Below are 17985 nucleotides of genomic sequence, written 5' to 3' on the forward strand. Positions count from 1 at the left end.
TCCCGAACTCAGCAGTGAAACGACGCATCGCCGATGGTAGTGTGGAGCTTCTCCATGTGAGAGTAGGTCATCGTCAAGCACCTCTACAGAAACCCCGATCAGCTCAGCTGGTCGGGGTTTCGTCTTTGCAGCGCGGAAAAGTCGGTAGCCGAAGAGCCCGCTCGGATAAGCTTGGCTAGGTTGTCTCACGAGTGATGAGCATGTCCGATCCCGCGCCTTCATCTCCCGCTCCCCTGCAGCAGCTGCCGCTGGACCAACTGGTGGTTTGCCACGAGTGCGACCTGCTGATGTACCGGCCTGACCTACAGCTGGAGCAGAAGGCATGCTGCCCGCGCTGTGGCTACGAACTGTATGCCCATCGCGCCTGGGTGGAGCGGCGGAGTCTGGCTTTGGTGCTGACCGCCTTGGTGCTGTTCCTGCCGGCCAATTTTCTACCGATCATGCAGCTCAACCTGCTGGGCCAGACGACGCAGGACACGGTATGGAGCGGTGTGGTCGCTCTCTACCGCAGCGGCATGGAGGTGGTGGCCCTGGTGGTGTTCCTATGCAGCATGGTGGTGCCCTTGCTCAAGCTGCTCTGCCAGCTCCTCGTGCTGCTGTGCATCCGCTGGCGGGTTGCGCGCACCTGGGGGCGCCGGGTCTATCGTTCCTATCATCACCTGCGCGAGTGGGGCATGCTTGAGGTCTATCTGATCGGCATCCTGGTGTCCATCGTCAAGCTGATCGACATGGCCGATCTAAACTTGGGCGTCGGGTTGTTCTGCTTCATCGGCCTGCTGCTAGCGCAGGTCTGGCTGGAGGTGACCATGTCGCCCCACCAGATATGGGATGCACTTGAGGAAGACGCGCATGCGAGCCATTGATGCCGGCATCTTGGTCTGTGACGAGTGCCATCAGCTCAATCGCCAGCGGCACGATACGCCGCAGCGCTGTCGGCGCTGCGGCGCGAGCCTGCATGCGCGGCGTCCGCACAGCATCGTGCGCACTTGGGCACTGCTGCTAACAGCAGCCTTGCTCTACATTCCAGCCAATTTGCTGCCGATCATGACCGTCAACCTGTTCGGCCAGGGCAGCCCGGCGACCATCATGGAGGGGGTACTGGAGCTGATCCATGCCGACATGCTGCCCATTGCCTTGGTGGTGTTCGTCGCCAGCATCTTGGTACCGACCTTCAAGCTGGTCGGCATCGCCCTGCTACTGTACTCGGTACAGCGCCACCAGCTGCTGTCGCCGCGCCAGCGGATCGCCATGTTCCGCTTCATCGAGTGGATCGGCCGCTGGTCGATGCTGGATATCTTCGTCATCGCCATCCTCGTCGCACTGGTCAGCTTCGGCAACCTCGCCAGCATCGAGGCGGGGGCGGGTGCGATGGCTTTTGCTGCGGTAGTGGTGCTGACCATGCTGGCGGCCCTGACCTTCGACCCCAGGCTGATCTGGGACAATGCCGATACGGACCCCGCCCATGACTGAACTTGCCCAACCTGACATCCGCAAGACCAGTAACTGGTCGGCCATCTGGGTGTTGCCGCTGCTGGCCCTGATCATCGGCCTTTGGCTGCTGTGGCGCGCCTTCAGCGAAGCCGGCGTGGAAATTCGCGTGCATTTTGCCGATGGCGAAGGAATCCAGGTCAACAAGACCCAGGTCATGTACAAGGGCATTGCCGTGGGCAAGGTCATCGCCCTGCATGTCAGCAAGGATATCCAGGGTGTCGATGCGACCATCGAGATCAAGCGCGAGGCCGAGGACTACCTGGGCCAGGAGACCCGGTTCTGGCTGGTCAAGCCGCGCGTTTCGCTCGCCGGGGTGACAGGGTTGGAGACGCTGGTATCAGGCATCTATATTGCCGTCGATCCGATCAAGGGCGAGCGCGCGTCGGATTTTCAGGCGCTGGCTGAGCCGCCACCGTTGTCGGACAAGCTGCCGGGGCTGCACCTCACCCTGAAAGCCGAGCGGCTGGGGTCGCTCGATCAGGGCAGCCCGGTGTTCTATCGACAGATCCAGGTCGGTCAGGTGAAGGGTTATCGTCTCGGCGACGACGAGCGCACGGTCGAGATCCAGATCTACATCGAGCAGCCCTACGCTCACCTGATACGCAAGCACACGCGATTCTGGAATGCCAGCGGTATCAGTTTCAGTGGGGGGTTGTCGGGCTTCAAGCTGCGTGCCGAATCGCTGGTCAGCATTGCTACCGGCGGCATCGCCTTCGCCACACCCGAGCATCGCGAGGACAGCCCGGCAACGGATCCGGCCATCCCCTTCCGCCTGTACGAGGATTTCGATGCCGCGGAGGCCGGGTTCAGGGTCATGCTGCAACTGGACAATGTCAGTGGCCTGCAGCCGGGACGTACTCCGGTGATCTTCAACGGCGTGCAGGTCGGTACGCTGAAGAGTCTCGATATGGGCGGGGACTTCTCCAAGCCCATGGCCGAACTGACCATGGACCCGCGTACCGAGGAATTGCTGCTTGGCAGCAGCGAGTTCTGGGTGGTCAAACCCTCTATCTCACTGGCGGGCATCACCGGCCTGGAGGCCTTGGTGCAGGGCAACTTCCTAGCGGTGCGCTTCGGCAAGGAGGGCGCGCCGACCCGTGAGTTCAGCATCAGCGCCAAGGCACCGCCTCTCAATGTCGACGCCCCCGGCCTGCATCTGCTCCTGGCCGCCGAGCGTCTCGGCTCGCTGGATGTTGGCAGCCCGGTACTGTACCGGCAGGTCCGCGTGGGCAGCGTGCAGAGTTTTCAGCTCTCCGGCGATCGCCGCGAGGTGCTGTTCGACGTGCACATCGAGCAGGACTACGCAGGGCTGGTCAATGCTTCGACGCGCTTCTGGAATGCCAGCGGTATCAGCCTGAAGGGTGGGTTGTCGGGCGTCGAAGTGAAGAGTGAGTCGCTGCAGACCCTGGTGCTCGGCGGTATCGCCTTCGACACTCCCGACCGCACGGCGGCCTCCGTGCCGCGCTTTCGCCGCTTCACGCTGTTCTCCGAGGAGAAGCAGGCGCGCGCACTCGGGCAGCTGATCGAACTGCGTGCCAGGCGCGGCGACGGCCTGCGCGAGGGTACGCTGCTGCGTTATCGCGGTCTGGACGTCGGTCAGGTCGAGCAGGTAGGGCTGAGCGACGATCTTGCCGACGTGCTGCTCAAGGTTCGCGTCAGCGTGGCCGGGGAGCGCATCGCCCGCACCGGTAGCCGCTTCTGGGTGGTACGCCCGGAGCTGGGCCTGGCGCGTACGGCCAATCTCGATACCTTGGTCAGCGGTCCCTATCTGGAGGTGCAGCCGGCGCCGCGCCAGGTCGAGGTGCAGACGCGCTTCGAACTGTTGCCCCAGGCGCCGCAGGCGACACCCACCGCAGAGGGGCTGGCACTGGTGCTGAGTGCTGCGCGCCGCGGCTCGGTCGAGCCGGGTGACGATGTGACCTACCGAGAAATGGCGGTAGGCAAGGTCATCCGCCTGGAGCTGGGACCGACCGCCGACCGGGTACTGATCCATATCCTCATCGAGCCGCGCTATGCCGCATTGGTTCGCGGCGGCAGTCGGTTCTGGAATGCCAGCGGGGTCGATGTCGACTTCGGCCTGCTCAAGGGGGTGGCGGTGCGCACCGAGTCGGTCGAGGCGATCCTTGCCGGTGGTATCGCCTTCGCCACTCCCGACGAGCAGCGTCCGGCGCAGCCGGGACAGACCTTCGTGCTATTCGACGAGCCACAGGCCGAGTGGCTGAACTGGGCGCCGAAGATTCCTCTCGGGCAGTGATCGCTACTGTGGTGCGGTGCTTTCCCGGGATCGGGATTCGCGCCACAATTCACCAATAATTCGGCGTGCAACGCCACGCCCGCGATGGGATCACCAGGAGACCGATATGAGCAACGACCGCGTCATCATATTCGACACCACGCTGCGCGACGGCGAGCAGAGCCCCGGCGCGTCCATGACCAAGGAAGAGAAGCTGCGCATCGCCAAGGCGCTGGAACGCATGCGTGTCGATGTGATCGAGGCGGGCTTCGCCATTGCCAGTCCGGGCGACTTCGAAGCGGTCAAGGCGATCGCCGAGACGGTCAAGGACAGCACCATCTGCTCGCTGTCGCGCGCCCTGGACGGCGACATCGAGCGCGCCGCCGAGGCGCTGAAGAATGCCAACAGCGGGCGCATCCACACCTTCATCGCCACCAGCCCGATCCACATGCAGTACAAGCTGCGTATGCAGCCTGACGCGGTGGTCGAGCAGGCGGTGCGCGCGGTGAAGAAGGCGCGCAGCCTGTGCAGCGATGTGGAGTTCTCCTGCGAGGACGCCGGCCGCTCGGAAATCGACTTCCTCTGCCGGATTATCGAGGCGGCCATCGACGCCGGCGCGCGCACCATCAACATTCCGGACACGGTCGGCTACGCCATCCCGCACCAGTACGCCGACACCATTGCCCAGCTGCTCAACCGCATCCCCAACGCCGACAAGGCGGTGTTCTCGGTGCACTGCCACAACGACCTCGGCCTCGCCGTGGCCAACTCGCTGGCCGCCGTGGTGGCCGGCGCCCGCCAGGTGGAGTGCACCATCAACGGCCTCGGCGAGCGCGCCGGCAACGCCGCGCTGGAAGAGATCGTCATGGCAATCAAGACCCGCCAGGACCTGCTCGGCGTCTACACCAACATCGAGACCGAGCACATCCTCAGCACTTCGCGGCTGGTTTCCGGCATCACCGGCTTCCCGGTGCAGCCGAACAAGGCCATCGTCGGTGCCAACGCCTTCGCCCACGAGTCGGGCATCCACCAGGACGGCGTACTCAAGCACCGCGAGACCTACGAGATCATGTCGGCGCAGTCGGTGGGCTGGAACGCCAACAAGATGGTCATGGGCAAACACTCCGGGCGTAACGCCTTCCGTGCGCGCCTCGAGGAGCTGGGCATCGTCCTGCCCGGCGAGGCCGAGCTGAATGCCGCCTTCGCCCGCTTCAAGGAGCTGGCCGACAAGAAGCACGAGATCTTCGACGAGGACCTGCAGGCGCTGGTTTCGGAAAGCCTGACCGAGGAGGCGCCGGAGCACTTCAAGCTGGCCTTCCTCGAGGTGGCGAGCAAGACCGGCGAGGTGCCGCAGGCACAGCTGGTGCTCAGCGTCGATGGCGTCGAGCACAAGGCCGGCGCCAGCGGCGCCGGTCCGGTGGACGCCACCTTCAAGGCCATCGAGGCGATCGCCCGGTCGCAGTCCAGCCTGCAGCTGTACTCGGTCAACTCGATCACCCAGGGCACCGACTCGCAGGGCGAGGTCACCGTGCGCCTGGAGAAGGCTGGGCGCATCGTCAACGGCAGCGGCGCCGACGTCGACATCGTGGTCGCCTCGGCCAAGGCCTACCTGCACGCACTCAACCTGATGCAGGGTGGCGCCAAGACCCACCCGCAGGCGGCTGACGTTTGATCGACGAGCAGCAGCGCCGGGCCTACCTCGGCGCCATGCAGGTGACCACCTGGTTGCCGCGCACGGTGTTGCCGTTCGCCGCGCCATCGCGTCCCGAGTTGCTGACGCTGCCTGCAGTGGCCGCCGAGCCGCCGCGGTCGCGCCCGCAGCCGATTGCGCGCCAGGCGCAGGCTGCCCAGCTAGGGCCTGAAGCGTCGGTGGTGGACAAGCCGGCCGCGCCGCGCAAGATTGCGGTGCTGCCGCTCAAGTCGGCGTCGGGCAAGGCTGCTGCCCCGCAGGTCGAAGCATCGGCGGCGGTTGCGGTGGTGCGCCGCGAACCGCCGCCGCGCTTTGCCCTGCAGCTGCTGCGAGCCGGCAACTGTCTGCTGCTGGTCGAGCTGCCCAGCGGCGAGTTGTTCGCCAGTCGTGACCCGGCCTACCGCTTGCTCAAGGACCTGCTGCGCGCCGCCGGCCTGCCGGACAGCCCGCGTGCCGTGGGTGAGCCGATCCGCTGGCCGCTGATTCGCGGCAATCGCGAATTCGACCAGGGCCCTGCCGCCGCCCGCGACTACGTGCGCGCCGTGGTGCAGGGCCAGCTGGAGCAGGAGCCGGCGGTCTGTGTCTGGCTGGTCGGCACGCCGGCCGCGCGCTTCGCCGGCGAGGAGGACGAAGTGGCCGCCTGTCGGGAAGTCGCCCTGGGCGGGCTGGGCAGTGCCTGGACCCTGCCGGGACTGGATCAACTGATGGAAGCTCCGCCCCTCAAGGCCGAGCTGTGGCACAGCATGCGGCGCGCGATGCGTCGCTGGACGAGTGAACAATGAGTGATGCAGTAAGCTTCCGGCGCATGAGCGCCGACGACCTGGATGCGGTACTCAAGATCGAGTACGCCGCCTTCAGCCATCCCTGGACCCGCGGTACCTTCAGCGATGCACTGAGCTCCTACGAGTGCTGGGTGATGTTCGAGGGCAGCCAGCAGGTCGGCCACGGGGTGATCAACCTGATCCTCGACGAGGCGCACCTGCTCAACATCACCGTCAAGCCGGAAAGCCAGGGCCGCGGACTCGGCCTGCACCTGCTCACCCACCTGATGCAGCGCGCCCGCGAGCGCGGCGGCAACGAGTGTTTCCTCGAACTGCGGGCCTCCAACCAGGCGGCCTACCGCCTGTACGAGCGCTTCGGCTTCAACGAGATCGGCCGGCGGCGCGACTACTACCCGGCGATCGGCGGGCGCGAGGATGCGCTGGTGATGGCCTGCCCCTTGTTCGACTGACTTCCTCCTGTCGCCTTTCCCGCCAGCGGCGTGGCAAGCAGGCGTGCTTGCCTCGCCGCTGCCGTTCTTCCCTTGCTGTAGAGAAACCTGTCATGACGCTGCATACCGCCGAGGTGATTGTGGTCGGTGCCGGCCTGTCCGGGCTGACGGCTGCCTGGCGGCTGGCCTGGGCAGGCAAGGACGTGCGGGTGCTGGAGGCCGGTTCGCGCATCGGCGGGCGCATCCTCACCCGGCAGTTCGTCGCCGGCTCGCTGGTCGAGTTGGGCGCCGGCGGCTTCGGCGAGGGCCAGGCGCGCCTGTGTCGGCTGGTATCTGAGCTGGGGCTGCGCCTCGAGGCACAGGGCAGCGTGGCTGCGGGTAGCCTGGCACTGCTGTACGGCGAGACGCTGGCCGGCCTGCCTTGGCTCGCACGGACCCGGGTGCAGCGTTTGTGGCGGCAGCTGGACCGGCAGGCCGCGCTGTTGCCGACTGAGCCGGCCGCCGGACACGTGCGGGCGCAGCAGCTGGATCGACAGCGGCTGGCCGACTGGCTACAGCGTCGCTGGCTGGGGCAGGAGGCTGGCCAGTTGGGTGACCAGCTCGCCGAGCTGTTGTTCGGCGCCGCCGCGCAGCACCTTTCGCTGCTGCAGGCGCAGCTGCAGGTGCGCCGCCATGGTGGTCTCGACGCCCTGTGTGGTTGGCGGCTTGGCCAGCACCAGTGGCGTCCGCTAGCTGGCATGCAGGCGATCTGCCAGGGCCTGACGGCTCGCCTCGGCGATGGCCTGCACCTGGATACTCCGCTGCTGGCCCTGGAGCAGGGCCCCTCGACGGTGGAGCTGCTCACCGCGCGTGGCCGCTACCGGGCGCGGCGTGTCGTGCTCGCCCTGCCGGCATCACAGCTGGTGCGGCTGGGCTTCACTCCGGCGCTGCCGGGCTGGCACGACCATGCGCTGCGCCATCTGTTGCCCCAGCCTCAGGTCGATGCCCAGCTGCGCTACGAGCGGCCGTTCTGGCGCGAGCGTCTGCCGCATGTCGGGTTGCCGCGCCATTTTGCCGGTTGCCTGGTTGTCGAGCAGGCTCCACGTGCGGGTGAGGGCGCTTTGCGTGTACGCCTCAGCGGGGAGCTGGCGAGGCGTTGCAGTGGCCTGGGTGAGCCGGCGCAGCGCGCGTTGCTGCTGGATACCCTGTGCCGGCTGCTCGGCGAACCGGCGCGTACCCCGCTGGAGTGCCTGCTGCAGTGCTGGGCCGACGACCCCTATCTGCGCGGCGCCGAGGCACTGTGGCCGTCCGGTGGCTGGAGCCTGCTGGCGCCGCGGCTGAGTCGGCCGCTGGGGCGCGTGCATTTCGCCGGTGCCGATCTGGCGCGGCGCTGGCCGGGCACCCTCGAGGGTGCGGTGGAGGCTGGCGAGCAGGCGGCCGAGGAAGTGCTCGGGTTCGGTTGAACGGCGGGCGAGTTTGGCTTGCCAAGACGGTGAGGCAGTTCGTAAGGTGCCGGGCTGGTCTGCCAGGAGTCGTCCATGCCTTTACCCCATATTCCACTGCACCGGCGCGAGTGCGGTTGTCCTTGCGCTGCGGTCCTGAACTCGTGGCCGTTGCCCGGCAGGGCGTGCCGATGAACCTGCGCCACAGCTGGGCCGCCGCCGGGCTGGTGCTGTCCTGCCTGTGCTGGGCCGGCAATGCGCTGGTCGCCCGGGCGGTGGCTGACAGCATCCCGCCGATGGCGCTGGCGTTCTGGCGCTGGTCCCTGGCGCTGGCCATCCTCCTGCCCTTCGTTGCCGGTCCCCTGTGGCAGCAACGCGCTGTCGTGCGCGCCGCCGGCTGGCGCCTGTGGCTGGTCGCCGGGCTGGGCATCGCCAGCTACAACTCGCTGCTCTACCACGCGGCGCACAGCACCTCGGCGATCAACATCACCCTGCTCAACACCTGCCTGCCACTGGCGACCTTCCTCGGTGCCGGTGTGCTGCTCGGCGAATGGCCGGCGCGACGTGCCTGGTTCGGCATGGCGCTGGCGGCCTGCGGTTTGCTGCTGCTGATCGGTCGTGGCGATCTGGCGACCTTTCGCGCCCTCGACTTCTATCGCGGCGACTTGCTGATGCTGCTGGCGGTGCTGGCCTGGGCGCTGTACTCGCTGCTGATGCGCCTGTGGGCACCGCGCCTGGCGCTGCCGCCACTGGCCCTGCTGGGCGTGATGATCCTGTTCGGCCTGCTGCTGATGCTGCCGCTCTACCTGCTCGAGCTGATCCGTAGCGGGGGCTTCATGGTCACGCCGCTCAACGTGGCTGCCATCGGCTATACGGCACTGTTCGCCTCGCTGCTCGCCTACCTGAGCTGGAACCACGGCCTGAAGGTGCTCGGTGCGGCGCGCGCCTCGTTGTTCAGCTACCTGATGCCGGTGTTCGCCGCGCTGCTCGGCTGGCTGCTGCTGGGCGAGCGACTGGCCTTCTACCACTGGCTGGGCGGGGCGCTGATCTTCGCCGGCCTGTTGCTGGCCACCCGCCCGGCGGTGACGAAGACGGTGGCCTCAAGCTAGCGCAGCGGTGAGTAGTTGTTCTGCGCGTGGCAGGCGGCCGAATCGCGGCGCGCCTTGCACAGCTTGGCGAACGCCGGCTTGGCGCCCCTGCGGCAGTCGCGGTAGCGCAGGGAGCCGGCCTGCTCGTTCATGCACACGCTGGCGTAGTCGATGCGTCCGTTGTGCTCGCGCCACTGGAAGGTGCCGCGCTCGACGACCTGGCGGCTTCGCCACGACCATTTGGCCGAGCGGGTGACCGTCTTGGTGGGGGGGCTGCGTGTGGTGCGGGTTGTCGCCGCCGCCGGTGGCGGTGGCAGGCGATTGACGATTTCGCGGGGCTGGTAGTTGTTCTCGTCGAACGCCGTCTGGCGCGGTGGCGATCCGACCGCTTGGGCCCCGCTGGCGCCGGACAGCCAGCCGGCGAGGACGAGAAATACAAGTCGGGGTGCGTGCCCCCGGGTGCGCTGCGGGACGACCGTCCGGAGTGCGGGCATGGTGCCTCCTGGCATGGGTGGTTACCCGGATCCTTCCGGGCCCCTGCAGCCTAGCCTGAACACTTTTCCGGCACAACGAAAAAGGGCCTGCATCGCTGCAGGCCCTTTTGAGATTTGGTGGCTACGCAGGGACTTGAACCCCGGACCCCAGCATTATGAATGCCGTGCTCTAACCAACTGAGCTACGTAGCCAACGGCGCGCATTATTCGCGTCGGCGGAGCTGTTGTCAACCCCTGTCTCGTAAAAATACTCAGGCGGATCAACGGCTTGGCTGCGCGGCACGATTTGCGCTGGTAAAAACGACAAGACCCGGCACACGGGCCGGGTCTTGAGGGAGGGCGGGGCGACTCAGACGTTAGCTGGGAAGTACGGCTGCTATCCCTAGCTGTATGTGGGCCTACCTAAATTTCGTTTTTTTTGTACCCGGTTTTGTACCCGGTTATGGTTTCGTGAGTGATGTGTGGCGATACACTCTCGGTCACTCTGCCGTTAGCTCTCGTTGTAGCTCATCGACCTCGGGCTCATCAACTCACGGTACGCCACCGAGGCGTTGACAGCCTCACGAATACTCTTCATCTGCTTTTCCGCAGCTTCAGCTGCCGCCGCCTCTTCCTCTGGAGGGAGCGAAGACAGCTCTTCTTTCAAAAATATTTCCCAGCGGGCGAGCTGTTTCAGGCAGTGAAGCAGTCGCTTTTCAGTTTCTTCAATCCGGACCTGGCTCAGTTCTTGTGCAAGCTTTTGTGCGTTGTGCATGATCTTGGCTGTCAGCTCTTCCTGGCGCTTCTGCTTTTGGGCTTGCTGGGCCTCTGCATCAATCAGGCGCTGGATCAGCATGGTTTCGCTTGTTCCATACTTCTTGGCCAGGCTTTTCAGCGTGGCCTTGGTCTCACGCGGAAGGGTGAAAGAGCAGGTCTTTTTGCCTCCTTTGGATAAGCGATACCGCCGCTGCCTGATGGCATTCCTCAGTCGCTCAATCAGCTTTACGCCTTCAGCCTCGGATTCCAGGGCGTCGATTGCTCTGGTGAGCCGCTTGAAGTCAGTGTCAGCAAGGATGCTGATTTTGCTTCTCAGTTGTGCAGAGCTGCGGCTCATTAGGTAGTTTGCCGCCCACGCCCACTCTTCCCCGTCCTTTTCGTTCAGCCAGCTTGGTGCTGCCGAAGTCTCGCCCATTTTCTTATCTCCTTGCCCATTGCCCCGCTGGTCAGGGGTGGAAGCGCTCATCGCAGAGTTTTCTGTTACAAGCCCTGTTACAGGTCTTGTTGCATGAAAATCTTCTTGACACGTTTAAAGCGATGTTAACGGATTTGTTAATGTATATGTTGCTTGCGCTGTTAACGTATCCGTTACATGAATTTGATTGACTGCTTTTATAGGGTATAAAATGTGATCTAAATTCGATGGTTGATCGGTTTGATTATGGCTTTTTTTCTGCATTTTTTTGAAGGTCTTGATCTTGGAGTAGAAGCTAGGTTTTTTCTGCAAGCAATGGCATCTCGGGGATGCATCGCGCCAGCCACTACGTTCAAGATCAAGCCGATTGCAAAGCTCCTTTGCTTGACGGAGCGACTGGTCAGGGATGCTGTGCACGAGCTGGTTGAGGCCGAGCTGCTGGTAGCTCAGAAACAGGCGGATAAGGTGGGCCGCCCGGGACAGGAATATCAGGCGTCGCAGTACCTGCTCGATCTGCTTGCTAGGTCAGGACGAGGCTCCCTGGATCATCAGGAACTGATCCACCGCCTCTTCAGTGAGTCTGAGATTCATACCGAGGGGCCTCGGTCTGAAGTCGACATGAGGTGCGAGGTCGCGCCTCGTAAGCTGGTTCGCAAGGATGGCCGACCGGCAGCCCCAGGCGCCCATGGGCGCCTGGGTGCGTCCACAAGGGTGCTTCTGGCCTCTCTTTTAAGCTTTGCGGATCAGTGCGGGGCTGTGGCTGGTGTGGGGGAGGCGAGGCTTCGGGCGATGACAGGCTTGAACCCCGCGGCGCTCAAACATCAGGTGAGGCGACTAGCCAGTCTGGGTTACATACGCGGCCATGTGCCTGGGGTATCCAATGGCGTCTTCATTGGTGCCAAAGTTCCTAGTACCTACTACCTGAATCTTGATCATCCACAGCTGGGTGAGCAGCGCTCTCGTCGTGCCGTGCTGGTTTACGCCGACGATGGACGATCCCTGCGCGAGAGGGTGGTGTGTGGGCTGAATCCTGAAGTCGCATCTGCTCTTCTTGATCTGGGGCCGGCGGTATTGAATGTGCTCTGCCATAAGCTGGCTAGGTACACGTCGCATTTGCTTTCGTTGACGTGGGGTGGCCCGGGTGAGCGGTATGGCGATGCTCCCGCTTCTATGGAAGGCATGATCGCTAGAGAGTTAGGGCAGCTGAAAGTCAGTGGCACGGGGCTGGGTGCGGATGAGTACTACTGGCCAGGCGTGCTCGACCACTTCTTTGAACTGGCGTTCGAGTGGGCTGAGGAGCTGAAGGAGAAGCTGAATGGCAAGGCTTGGTCGGGGTATCAACCTCAGTTAATTCGGTTGATACCAGCGCCGGAACGGCAGGATGGCTTGAGGATCATATCGCTCATTTTCTACCCCGCGCCGGAGCGGCAGGAGGGGTGCATTGTCTACACGGATGTTCGTGGAGGATTCCTGAGGCGTTTCGACAGCGAGGCGGACTTGGATGTTCGTAACCGCTACGAGTTTGGATTGCTGACAGGGTAGGCATTTCAGGTCGATCAGTCATTTTTTACTCTTCGTGCACATCCTCTGAGCCAACAGAGGAGCCTGCTCATGAGGATCATCCGCCTGAAAGAAGTCATCGACTCGACCGGTCTGGCACGGTCGACCATTTACAAATACATCGGGGAAGTGCGGATTTCGGTGAACGTGACCGAGCGTTTCGCTAATACGTGACCGGTGCTTCCACCCCGGTTGCGCGGGTTCTGGATTGTAATCGCATCGGTCACGATGCGGCTTGTTCCTCGGCTTTTTTCCGGCGCAGTGATTCGCCCTTCATCGTCAGCCGGTAGGCGTTGTGCACCAGGCGGTCGAGGATGGCGTCGGCCAGGGTCGGGTCGTTGATCCAGCCGTGCCAGTGTTCGAGGGGCAGTTGGCTGGTCAGGATGGTGGAGCGGTTGCCGGCGCGGTCGTCGATCACTTCCAGCAGGTCATGCCGAGCCCCTTCCTCCAGCGGGGCCAGCGCCCAGTCGTCCAGCACCAGGACGTCGACCTTGGCCAGCTGTTGCAGGGTGCGGCCGAAACTGCCGTCACCGTGGGCGATGCGTAGTTGCTCCAGCAAGCGCGGGGTGCGCAGGTACAGGGTGCTGTAACCCTGGCGGCAGGCCTGATTACCCAGGGCGCAGGCCAGCCAGGTTTTGCCGGCGCCGGTCGGCCCGGTCAGCAGCAGGTTGTGCTGCTGGCGGATCCAGTCGCCGCTGGCCAGGCTGGCGATCAGGCGTTCGTCCAGGGCGCGGCCGGGGCGGCGGTCGAGATCCTCCAGGCAGGCGTTGGCGTACTTGAGCTTGGCCTTCTTGCGCAGTCGCACCAGACGCTGGTTGTCACGCCAGGCCAGTTCGCGGTCGAGCAGCAGGCCGAGGCGTTCATCGAAGCTCAGGCTGTGGCTGGCCGGCAGCGTCCATTGCTCTTCCAGCGCACGGGCCATGCCGTCCAGGCGTAGCTGGTGCAGTTGATTCAGGGTGTGTTGCGGCATCATCGAACAGCTCCTGTTGCGGGGGTTGGTAGTAGTCGGCGCCACGGACGTTTTCGTGGTGCTCGGGTAAGGCCGTTTCGGCCGCACGCTTGGGCAGCGGCTGTTGATCCAGGCCTTGCTGGAGCAGGTTGCGCACGCTGCGCCCGGTGAAGGCACGCAGCTGGACGGCCCGTTCGGCGGCGGCTTCCAGCCGTGCATTGCCGTAGCGGCGGGCCAGCGAGAGCAGGCCGAGGCAGGCGCGGTAGCCCATCTCCGGGTGCGGCTTGTGGGTCAGCTGGTGATCGATCAGTTGGCGCGTGCAGGGGCCGATCCGCTCGCCCCAGTCGAGCAGGCGTTGCGGTGTCCATTCGCGGTGCGCCTGGTGTGCGGCGGGCATGTGTTCGCGCTGGGTGCTGTAGGCGCCGCGACGGCCCAGCAGCACATGGCTGGCCACCCGCCGGTTGCCATGCAGCACTTCCAGGGTGTGCGCCGTCAGCCGCACGTCCACGCTCTGCCGGGCCAGGGCCGAGGGCACGCTGTAGAAGCTGCCATTGACCTCGATGTGGTAGTCGATGCTGACCTTGCAGCGCTTGAAGGTGGCGACCTCGTAGGGATGCTCCGGCAACGCTCGCAAGGCCGGGCGATCCAGGCGCTCGAACCAGTCGCGCCGGCAGCCGTCGAGGCGCTTGAACGGACGTCGATTCAGATCCTCCAGCAGTTCGGCGATGGCCTGGTTGAGCGCATGCAGGCTGAAGAACTGCCGGTGGCGCAGGCGCGCCATGATCCAGCGCTCGACCACCTGCACCGCCACCTCGGCCTTGGCCTTGTCCTGGGGTTTGCGCGGCCGGGCCGGCAGCATCACGGTGTCGTAATGGCGCGCGCACTCCAGTGCCGCCCGGTTCAGGCCCGGCTCGTAGCGATCCGGCAGCGCGACTAGGGCGCGCGGATTGTCCGGCACGACCATCTCCGGCACGCCGCCGAAGTAGCTGAGTGCCTGGCCCAACGCGGTCAGCCAGTCCACCTGGGTTTCACCCGGCGTCGCGCAGGCATAGGTGTAATTCGAGGCGCCCAGGGCGGCGACGAAGATATGCGCCCGGCGGATTTCGCCGGTGGCCGGATCGACCACCGGCAACGTCGGGCCGGCATAGTCGATGAACAGCTTCTCGCCCGCACGGTGCACTTGGCGCATCGAACGTTTGAGCGTCTGGGCGTAACGCCGGTAGTGCTCGACGAACTGGGTATAGCGGTAGGTCGGCTGGCCGGGATGCGCGGCGAGATATTCCTCCCACAGCAGTTGCAAGGTGACGCCCTTGCGGCGCAGCTCGCGGTGGATGCTCAGCACGTCCGGCAGCACCCGCTCACCGCGCGTCTTGCCCGACGGTGCCGGCGGAAACAAGGCAGCTGCCAACGCGGCCTCATCCATGGCCGCCAACGCAGGCCAGTCCAGCCCCGCCACGCGCGCCGCCGTGACGTATTTGCTGACCACGCCTTTGGACAACTGCAAGGCGCGGGCGATCTTCTCGTGGGATAAACCGGCCTCGAGCTTGAGGCGCAGACATTCTTTGATGTTTCGCATGGCTACTCGCGGCGCCGCCATCCCTCGTCTCCCGAAATCGGGCGAGGGTGACGGTCGCGTCAGGTCATGCGCAACGCAGGGGACGGCTTTCGCTAAGCCGTGACCGGCGATTTCGGTAAGCCGTGACCGCCTGTTTCGGAGCAGGCGGAAAATCGGTCACGTTGCTACCGAAATGAGCGGTCACGCGTTAGCGAAATGACCGGTCACGATCAACCGAAATGGCCGGTCACGATGCTCCGAAATCCGCAGGGGAAGGCAGCTTCCCGAAGCCCGTCTCATTGGGCGACCGCTGTGTCGGCTGGGTCGACAGCGAGGTGCACGACTGGATCCTGGCCAGGATTGAGGAGCGCGACTTGGCAGAGGGGGCTACTGCGCGTTCCGCCGGCCACCTGAGCGTGGTCAGCTAGAACCGACCATGAGCGCCATGACTGGCTACGGCTGGTCATGGCGCCTATGCCGGCTGGCTGCTTCAGGTTGATCGGCGCTCGCCAGACTGCCGAGGCGATGCTGCTCCCCATCGCCCCGGCTGGGTCTGGTCAGGCAGCTCTGCCCAGTGAGCCGCGCTCTGGTTTTTTTCCGGAATGCAGCTCCAGCAAAAAATGCCGCTGCGGCTTGGTGGTCGGCTGTGTTTTTCCCGAGCTGGTCGGGCGAGTCACTTGCGGTGCCAGTAGTATGCTTTTACTAGTCCTTACTACCCGAAGGGTTCGTACGCGACGGATCCACCGCAGTCTGCCACCAGGGCCAACCAGACCTTGTACGCAGGCAGGACCAGATACCCCTTCACCGTGGACTACACCGTCAGACATCCATCGAGGGTGATCAGGCAGGCAAGGGGGCTGAGTAAAAAAGAACACTGCTGACCTTGATTATGAAACTCACCACTGAGAGATCATAACCATGTTCAACGATACCAATACCCTCCAGCGCTACCGGCTCCGTCATCCCGATAACAACAATCTCAGCCTGCACTACGATTCGACCTACGATGGCCTACCCGTGATGCTCGACAAGGGGCCCTTCATCCGTGAGTACCTGTCCGATCTCAAGCACACCATCGAGCTGGCCATGGCTGAGTACCCGAGGGTGCTGGCATTCAGGGTGGATCTCAGGCTACCCCAGGGAGTCGATCTGCCTGACTACGCCTATACCAACCAGGTCATCAGCCGGTTCTTCGAGTCCTTCACGAGGAGGATCAAGTACCACCAGGGCAAGGTGGGTGAACGTGGATACGCTCGTGGCTGCAAGGTGCGGTACGTCTGGTCTAGAGAGATTCCGCAGGGAGGCAGGCCCCATTACCACGTGCTGATTCTGCTCAACCGGGATGCCTACTACACGGTAGGAAGGTTGCGCTCCGAGAAAATCAACAACATTCGACGAATGGAAGACGCCTGGGCCAGTGCGCTGGGGCTGTCAGTCGACCAGGTCGTAGGGTTGGTGAATATTCCAGAGAATGCTGAATACCGAATCAACCGGCACGACGCTTCCAGAGCTTGTGCGGAAAGTCAGCCTGGCGAGGACGATGAATTTCGAAGAGAGGCATGGTGGCCTGGTGCACGCGCTTTTCGTCGCAAGAAGCCCCGTGGTCTGGCTCGTCTGCCTGATCTTTTCCGTCGAGCCAGCTACCTATGCAAGGTGGCTACAAAGTCCTATGGGGATCGTCAGCGGGGGTTCGGTACCAGCAGGGGATAGGGTCAATACGCCACTGAACACGGTTTGAGATTGAGGGCCTCGGTGTCTGCGGATGAGGAAGCTGATCTCTCCGTCTGGGGAGGTTCTGAAAAACACTTCCCGACTTGGTGAAATAGCCCGCCAGCTCACTGGGGCCCCTTGCATGAAACAGCTGTCCTTCGCCGATGCCAAGTACGCCGGCAAGCGCAAGCAGCCCCGCCGTGAGCGCTTCCTGATCGAAATGGATCGGGTCGTGCCGTGGCAGGCGCTGATGGTGTTGATCGAGCCGTACTACCCGAGAGGCGAAGGTGGGCGTCCAGCCTTTCCATTGGCTGCCATGCTGCGTGTGCACCTCATGAAGAGCTGGTTCGGCTACAGCGATCCGGCGATGGAGGAAGCCCTCTACGAGGTTGCGATCCTGCGCCACTTCGCTGGACTGCACCTAGATCGGACTCCGTACGAAACCACCATCCTCAACTTCCGTCGTCTGCTGGAAAGGCACGACCTGGCCAACCAGATCCTGGAGGTCATCAATGGCTATCTGGGCGAGCGCGACCTGTTGTTGCGCCAGGGCAGCATCGTCGACGCAACCATCATCCATGCATCCAGCTCGACCAAGAACAAGGACGGCAAGCGCGATCCGGTGATGTACCAGACCAAGAAGGGCAACCAGTACTACTTCGGCATGAGGGTGCACATCGGCGGACGATTCCGGCCTGGTGCACAGCGTGATCGCACGGCAGCCAACGCGGCAGATGTCACCTATGTCGACATACTGCTGCACGGCGAAGAGCCGTATGTCTGCGCTGACGCCGACTATACCGGCGTTGAAAAACGCGCCGAGCATGAGGGGCGCAAGGTCATCTGGTCGGTTGCCGCTCGCTGCAGTACCTACAAGCCGCTGGGCAAGCGCAGCCTGCTCGGGCGCCTTATTCGCCAGATAGAGAAGGCTAAGGCCCAGACGCGAGCCAAGGTTGAACATTCGCTCCGGGTGATCAAGTGCCAGTTTGGCTACACCAAGATGCGTTTCCGTGGGGTGGCGAAGAGCACGGCCCAATTGGTCACCCTGTTTGCCCCGTCGAACCTCTGGATTATGCGTAAACGACTGCTGATGGCAGGCGAGGGGCGTCCGTGATCTGGGCAGCAGCCCACAGGGAGCCCGTGCAGGGCAAGGAATAGAGTTGCTTGCCGGGTAGGACGAAGACGGCAGCCAAGGCTATTTCAGACCTCCCTAAGTGCAGGTTGCAGGTAACGGATGCATGTTTGCGTGAATCGGATATTTCTTGGGTGGCCAATATTTTAGTCTCTTAGGGAAGGTCTGAAAAACACTTCCCGATCTGGTGAAATAGCCGCCAGTCCCTCTGGAGCCCCCCTTGCATGAAGCAACTGTCCTTCGCCGATGCGGAGTACGCCGGCAAACGCAAACAGACCCGC

General features: G+C 63.8%; 16 protein-coding genes, 1 tRNA gene and 1 pseudogene. 13 read left to right on the forward strand and 5 right to left on the reverse strand.

Going from position 1 to position 17985, the window contains the following annotated elements; all coding sequences use genetic code 11:
• The first annotated feature begins 200 nt into the window (after positions 1-200).
• The 8 genes from KRX52_RS11215 to KRX52_RS11250 all read left to right on the forward strand — a co-directional run bounded on the left by KRX52_RS11215 (position 201) and on the right by KRX52_RS11250 (position 9154).
• Entirely contained in the window at positions 201-863 is a 663-nt protein-coding gene (locus tag KRX52_RS11215) for a paraquat-inducible protein A (protein WP_217681819.1), read from the forward strand.
• Positions 850-1470 carry a paraquat-inducible protein A gene (locus KRX52_RS11220; protein ID WP_217681820.1) on the forward strand — a complete coding sequence of 207 codons (621 nt, stop codon included), beginning with the start codon at positions 850-852 and terminating at the stop codon, positions 1468-1470. Before KRX52_RS11215 ends, KRX52_RS11220 begins: the two co-directional genes overlap by 14 nt.
• Positions 1463-3745 (forward strand): PqiB family protein, encoded by a 2283-nt coding sequence (locus KRX52_RS11225; protein ID WP_217681821.1) that lies wholly within the window; start codon positions 1463-1465, stop codon positions 3743-3745. Before KRX52_RS11220 ends, KRX52_RS11225 begins: the two co-directional genes overlap by 8 nt.
• 106 nt (positions 3746-3851) lie before the next feature.
• The gene (locus KRX52_RS11230) at positions 3852-5396 is read left to right on the forward strand and encodes a 2-isopropylmalate synthase (protein ID WP_217681822.1); all 1545 of its coding nucleotides are present in this window, start codon (positions 3852-3854) and stop codon (positions 5394-5396) included.
• Entirely contained in the window at positions 5393-6196 is an 804-nt protein-coding gene (locus KRX52_RS11235) for an energy transducer TonB (RefSeq protein WP_217681823.1), read from the forward strand. The genes KRX52_RS11230 and KRX52_RS11235 overlap by 4 nt, the downstream gene beginning before the upstream one ends.
• Positions 6193-6645, forward strand: coding sequence for a ribosomal protein S18-alanine N-acetyltransferase (gene rimI / locus KRX52_RS11240; protein WP_217681824.1), 453 nt, complete (start codon positions 6193-6195; stop codon positions 6643-6645). Before KRX52_RS11235 ends, rimI begins: the two co-directional genes overlap by 4 nt.
• A 92-nt stretch (positions 6646-6737) precedes the next feature.
• Positions 6738-8066 carry a flavin monoamine oxidase family protein gene (locus KRX52_RS11245; protein ID WP_217681825.1) on the forward strand — a complete coding sequence of 443 codons (1329 nt, stop codon included), beginning with the start codon at positions 6738-6740 and terminating at the stop codon, positions 8064-8066.
• 170 nt (positions 8067-8236) lie between these two features.
• On the forward strand, positions 8237-9154 hold the full coding sequence (locus tag KRX52_RS11250; protein ID WP_217681826.1) for a DMT family transporter: 918 nt from the start codon (positions 8237-8239) through the stop codon (positions 9152-9154).
• On the opposite strand, the gene KRX52_RS11255 is transcribed toward KRX52_RS11250, so the two are convergent.
• From KRX52_RS11255 to KRX52_RS11265, 3 genes are all read right to left on the reverse strand, one after another.
• A complete protein-coding gene (locus tag KRX52_RS11255) occupies positions 9151-9627 on the reverse strand; it encodes a hypothetical protein (protein ID WP_217681827.1) in 477 nt (158 codons plus the stop codon). The genes KRX52_RS11250 and KRX52_RS11255 overlap by 4 nt on opposite strands.
• A gap of 115 nt (positions 9628-9742) precedes the next feature.
• Positions 9743-9819: transfer RNA gene (locus KRX52_RS11260), tRNA-Met, on the reverse strand.
• 298 nt (positions 9820-10117) lie between these two features.
• Positions 10118-10849 carry a hypothetical protein gene (locus KRX52_RS11265; protein WP_254797535.1) on the reverse strand — a complete coding sequence of 244 codons (732 nt, stop codon included), beginning with the start codon at positions 10847-10849 and terminating at the stop codon, positions 10118-10120.
• Positions 10850-11029: 180 nt separating this feature from the next.
• Here KRX52_RS11265 and KRX52_RS11270 point away from each other — a divergent pair, with 180 nt between their 5' ends.
• Positions 11030-12340, forward strand: coding sequence for a hypothetical protein (locus KRX52_RS11270; protein WP_217681828.1), 1311 nt, complete (start codon positions 11030-11032; stop codon positions 12338-12340).
• Between the two features lie 69 nt (positions 12341-12409).
• Positions 12410-12487 (forward strand): annotated as a pseudogene (locus KRX52_RS11275) (AlpA family phage regulatory protein); the annotation flags it as partial.
• Positions 12488-12581: 94 nt separating this feature from the next.
• Here KRX52_RS11275 and istB read toward each other — a convergent pair.
• Both istB and istA read right to left on the reverse strand, forming a co-directional pair.
• The gene (gene istB, locus KRX52_RS11280; RefSeq protein ID WP_217681829.1) at positions 12582-13331 is read right to left on the reverse strand and encodes an IS21-like element IS1474 family helper ATPase IstB; all 750 of its coding nucleotides are present in this window, start codon (positions 13329-13331) and stop codon (positions 12582-12584) included.
• The gene (gene istA / locus KRX52_RS11285; protein WP_217681830.1) at positions 13219-14904 is read right to left on the reverse strand and encodes an IS21 family transposase; all 1686 of its coding nucleotides are present in this window, start codon (positions 14902-14904) and stop codon (positions 13219-13221) included. Before istA ends, istB begins: the two co-directional genes overlap by 113 nt.
• Before the next feature lie 197 nt (positions 14905-15101).
• Here istA and KRX52_RS11290 point away from each other — a divergent pair, with 197 nt between their 5' ends.
• The 3 genes from KRX52_RS11290 (at position 15102) to KRX52_RS11300 (ending at position 17686) form a co-directional block, all read left to right on the forward strand.
• On the forward strand, positions 15102-15290 hold the full coding sequence (locus KRX52_RS11290; RefSeq protein WP_217681831.1) for a helix-turn-helix transcriptional regulator: 189 nt from the start codon (positions 15102-15104) through the stop codon (positions 15288-15290).
• Positions 15291-15780: 490 nt separating this feature from the next.
• Complete coding sequence (locus tag KRX52_RS11295; protein WP_217681832.1) at positions 15781-16572, forward strand: inovirus Gp2 family protein; 792 nt, start codon at positions 15781-15783, stop codon at positions 16570-16572.
• A gap of 142 nt (positions 16573-16714) precedes the next feature.
• Complete coding sequence (locus tag KRX52_RS11300) at positions 16715-17686, forward strand: IS5 family transposase (RefSeq protein WP_217681833.1); 972 nt, start codon at positions 16715-16717, stop codon at positions 17684-17686.
• Positions 17687-17985: the final 299 nt, after the last annotated feature.

Source organism: Geopseudomonas aromaticivorans (assembly GCF_019097855.1).
Classification (GTDB): Bacteria; Pseudomonadota; Gammaproteobacteria; order Pseudomonadales; family Pseudomonadaceae; genus Geopseudomonas; species Geopseudomonas aromaticivorans.

What these genes read in the sequence shown, in the direction of transcription:
- KRX52_RS11300 (WP_217681833.1), top strand. Translation starts at nt 16,715, where the DNA reads ATGAAACAGCTGTCCTTCGCCGATGCCAAGTACGCCGGCAAGCGCAAG.
- KRX52_RS11215 (WP_217681819.1), top strand. Translation starts at nt 201, where the DNA reads ATGTCCGATCCCGCGCCTTCATCTCCCGCTCCCCTGCAGCAGCTGCCG.
- KRX52_RS11265 (WP_254797535.1), bottom strand. Translation starts at nt 10,849, where the DNA reads ATGAGCGCTTCCACCCCTGACCAGCGGGGCAATGGGCAAGGAGATAAG.
- istA (WP_217681830.1), bottom strand. Translation starts at nt 14,904, where the DNA reads ATGGCGGCGCCGCGAGTAGCCATGCGAAACATCAAAGAATGTCTGCGC.
- KRX52_RS11290 (WP_217681831.1), top strand. Translation starts at nt 15,102, where the DNA reads ATGGCCGGTCACGATGCTCCGAAATCCGCAGGGGAAGGCAGCTTCCCG.
- KRX52_RS11225 (WP_217681821.1), top strand. Translation starts at nt 1,463, where the DNA reads ATGACTGAACTTGCCCAACCTGACATCCGCAAGACCAGTAACTGGTCG.
- KRX52_RS11245 (WP_217681825.1), top strand. Translation starts at nt 6,738, where the DNA reads ATGACGCTGCATACCGCCGAGGTGATTGTGGTCGGTGCCGGCCTGTCC.
- rimI (WP_217681824.1), top strand. Translation starts at nt 6,193, where the DNA reads ATGAGTGATGCAGTAAGCTTCCGGCGCATGAGCGCCGACGACCTGGAT.
- istB (WP_217681829.1), bottom strand. Translation starts at nt 13,331, where the DNA reads ATGATGCCGCAACACACCCTGAATCAACTGCACCAGCTACGCCTGGAC.
- KRX52_RS11295 (WP_217681832.1), top strand. Translation starts at nt 15,781, where the DNA reads ATGTTCAACGATACCAATACCCTCCAGCGCTACCGGCTCCGTCATCCC.
- KRX52_RS11230 (WP_217681822.1), top strand. Translation starts at nt 3,852, where the DNA reads ATGAGCAACGACCGCGTCATCATATTCGACACCACGCTGCGCGACGGC.
- KRX52_RS11250 (WP_217681826.1), top strand. Translation starts at nt 8,237, where the DNA reads ATGAACCTGCGCCACAGCTGGGCCGCCGCCGGGCTGGTGCTGTCCTGC.
- KRX52_RS11220 (WP_217681820.1), top strand. Translation starts at nt 850, where the DNA reads ATGCGAGCCATTGATGCCGGCATCTTGGTCTGTGACGAGTGCCATCAG.
- KRX52_RS11255 (WP_217681827.1), bottom strand. Translation starts at nt 9,627, where the DNA reads ATGCCCGCACTCCGGACGGTCGTCCCGCAGCGCACCCGGGGGCACGCA.